3 protein-coding genes are annotated in these 3558 nt (G+C 56.9%); all 3 read left to right on the forward strand.

Going from position 1 to position 3558, the window contains the following annotated elements; genetic code table 11:
* Nucleotides 1-1077 (forward strand): sulfite reductase flavoprotein subunit alpha (locus ACIREA_RS28725; protein WP_397385755.1); only part of this gene is annotated, 1077 nt, incomplete at its 5' end.
* A complete protein-coding gene (locus ACIREA_RS28730; RefSeq protein ID WP_397385756.1) occupies nucleotides 1067-2809 on the forward strand; it encodes a NirA family protein in 1743 nt (580 codons plus the stop codon). The genes ACIREA_RS28725 and ACIREA_RS28730, both read left to right, overlap by 11 nt.
* A 28-nt stretch (nucleotides 2810-2837) precedes the next feature.
* Nucleotides 2838-3558: 4Fe-4S dicluster domain-containing protein (locus ACIREA_RS28735; RefSeq protein WP_397385757.1), on the forward strand; the 721-nt coding region annotated here is incomplete at its 3' end.

Here is a 3558-nt window from a genome sequence, read left to right on the forward strand (position 1 = left end):
GCCAACGCTTTCACGGTCTTGAGCGGCGTGGACGCAACCACATCCTCTTGTGCAACCGAGGCAGGGGAAGAAACAGGCTACAGCAAAAAGAAGCCCTTCCCAGCCAAGCTCATTGCCAACGTGCCTCTGAACAGTCGAGGCAGCAGCAAGGACACTCGGCACATTGGTTTCTCGCTCACCGGCAGCGACCTGACCTACGAGGTCGGAGACGCACTGGGCGTGTTCGTGCAAAACTGCCCTGAAGTGGTGGATGCAATCATCGCTGCGCATGCCTTTGATCCGCAGGCGGTGGTGGCTCTGCCTGCCGGTGGCAGCGCACCGCTGAGGGAGGCGCTTATCAAGCACTACGAAGTGAGAAGCCTCCATGGAATGGGGCCTGAAGCCAACCTGGCGCTCGCGGCATTCGTGGAAAATCTGCGCAAGCTGCAGCCTCGCCTTTACTCCATTGCTTCGAGCATCAAGAAGCATGAGAATGAAGTCCACCTCTGCGTCGCGGCGGTGCGCTACAGTACCGACGGAGTGGCTCACAAAGGCGTGGCTTCCACCTTCCTCGCGGATCGTCTGCCACTCGAAGAGACGACGGGCATCTACTTCCATGCAGCGAATCATTTTCGCCTGCCTGCGGATCTCACAAGACCCGTCATCATGGTCGGCCCGGGCACTGGCATCGCACCTTTCCGTGCCTTCCTCGAAGAACGAGAAGCGACACAGGCTACGGGAAAAAACTGGCTGTTCTTCGGAGATCAAAAGCGCGCCAGTGACTTCCTCTACCACGACCAGATCATTGAGTGGGTGCAAAAAGGTCACCTCACACGGCTGGATACCGCCTTCAGCCGCGATCAGGAAGAAAAGATCTACGTGCAAACCCGCATGCTGCAGGCCGCCAGCGAACTCTGGCAGTGGCTTGAAGAAGGTGCGCACTTCTATGTGTGCGGTGACGCCAAGCGCATGGCCAAAGATGTCGATGATGCCCTGCACAGCATCATTCAAACCGCCGGTGGCAAGACGGCCGAGGAGGCCGCCGCCTACGTCAATCAAATGAAAAAGGAGAAACGCTATGCCCGCGATGTCTATTGAACCACTCCCCGCTGTGCTCCCGATGGATACTGACTTCTCCGGAGAGCAGAAGCGCTATCTCGAAGGCTTTTTTGCCGGTATAGCTGCTGGCGGAGTTTCCTTCGGCGACCTAGCTCCTGCTGCTGCGCCCGCGGGGCCTGCATTGGATGATCTGACCAAGGAGGAGCGCATCAAACGTGAGCTGCATCCTTTTGATGCCATCGAACAGCTCGTCATGGATGCCCGGTGGAATTCCAAGCCCGAACCGGAGTCGGTATTCCGTTACAAGTGGAACGGTCTCTTCTGGCTCAATCCCGTCAAAGACGGCTACATGTGCCGGCTGCGCATTCCTGGTGGCATCGTGAAGAGCTATCAGCTCCGCGAACTGGCTGCCATCGCCAGCGAACTCACCACGGGTTACATTCAGATCACCACGCGGAACAATTTTCAAATCCGCCTCATCGAGCCGAAAAACTGCCCCGAAGTGCTGCGCCGTATTCAAGGCTGCGGCCTGCACTCCAAAGGTGCCGGGGCAGACAATATTCGCAACATCACAATGAATCCATGCGCGGGTTACGATCCGCATGAGCTCATCGATGTTCGGCCGCTGGTGAATGAACTTGCCACGCTCATCATTGCTTCCAAAGAGTTCTACGATCTGCCGCGCAAATTTAACATCGCCTATGATGGCGGTGGCCTCATCTCAGCGGTCGAGGACACCAATGACATCGGTGCCAGCGCGGTGAAGATCGGCGAGAATACTGAAGGCATCGAGCCTGGTGTGTACTTCCGCATCGCTCTGGGCGGTGTCACCGGGCATCAGACCTTTGCCAGTGACTGGGGCGTCATCGTGAAGCCTGAGCAGCTCAATGATGTCATGGTTGCACTGCTGCGGGTGTTTATTCAATTTGGCGACCGTACGAATCGCAAGAAGGCGCGCTTCAAGTATGTGATCGAAGACAAGGGGTTGGATGGTGCGCTTGTCGAAGCTGAGAAACTGCTAAAGTTCAAACTCACCCGCCTCGCACCCACGGCTCCGTGCCAGGCGAAGCGAGAATTCTCCCAGCAGGGGCATTCGCATGTTGGTATGTTTCCACAGAAGCAGGAGGGCCTGGTTTACATCGGCGCGAGTGTTCCTGTGGGGCAGATGACAGCGAAGCAGCTCGATCGCATTGCGGATCTGGCTGACAGCTATGGCTCTGGTGAAATCCGGCTCACGGTCTGGCAGAACTTCATCATTCCGAACATCAAGACGGCCTACGCTGCCACGGTGGCAAAGTCGCTGAAGAAGCTTGGCTTTCCCAGTGAGCAGTCGAATCTCAAAAGCGGCTTCGTGGCCTGCACTGGCAACAAGTATTGCAAGTTTGCCGCCACCGACACCAAGGGACACGCCATCGCTATGATGGAATACCTCGACAAGCGGGTAAAGCTGGACAAGCCCGTGAACATTCACTTCACCGGCTGCGCCCACTCCTGTGCCCAGCACTTCATGGGGGATATCGGTCTGCTCGGCACCAAGGTGAAATCTGAAAGCGGAGAAGGCTATCACATAACGGTGGGTGGCGGCTTCGGCGAGAACCGCAAGATAGGTCGCCAGATTTTCAGCGGCGTGGCCTTCGAATCTCTCGGCTCCACCCTGGAGGCTATGCTCAAAGGTTATCTGGACAAGCGCAGCGCGGACGAAAGCTTCCATGCCTTCTGCAATCGGCACACCGTGGGTGAGCTGCAGGTTGTGTTCGATGCGGCAGCGTAGGGTGGCGGACATTTATGATTTACGATTTATGATTTATGATTTGGAAGATTCAATCACAGGCAGCGGGAGCGCTGTCGGTGAAATCGTAAATCATAAATCAAAAATCATCGATGAAGCCCTTCGCGAGCAGCAGACTCTGCGCACACCCGTGGCTCAGTTCTCGGAAGAATACGATTCTAAATCAGTGCGTGATCGCTTCACGCATCTCATCCCGCTGAGCAAGCCGGATCCCGGTGAACAGTATGCATTTGAGGTCAATCTGGACGCCTGCACCGGCTGCAAAGCCTGCGTGGCAGCCTGTCATTCCCTGAACGGACTCGATGATGGCGAGAGCTGGCGCGACATGGGCTTGCTCGTCGGTACGCGGAAGCAGCCCTATCTGCAAACGGTCACCACCGCCTGCCATCACTGTGCAGAGCCCGCTTGCGCGGAAGGCTGCCCCGTGCTGGCCTATGACAAGGATGTGGTCACGGGCATTGTGCGACATCTGGATGACCAGTGCATCGGCTGCAGCTACTGCATTTTGAAGTGCCCGTATGAGGTGCCGAAGTTCAATCTGAAGCGTGGCATTGTGCGGAAGTGTGACATGTGCCAGGGGCGCCTTGCCGAAGGGGAGGCACCTCCCTGTGTCCAATCCTGCCCCAACGAAGCGATCAAAATTAAGGTCGTGAAACTCGATGCAGTGCCGGACCGTGGCAGCATCATCACGGGTGCGTTTGATTCCAGCTACACGCGGCCTACGACGACCT

It is taken from the genome of Prosthecobacter sp., from assembly GCF_044373815.1.
Lineage (GTDB): Bacteria > Verrucomicrobiota > Verrucomicrobiia > Verrucomicrobiales > Verrucomicrobiaceae > Prosthecobacter.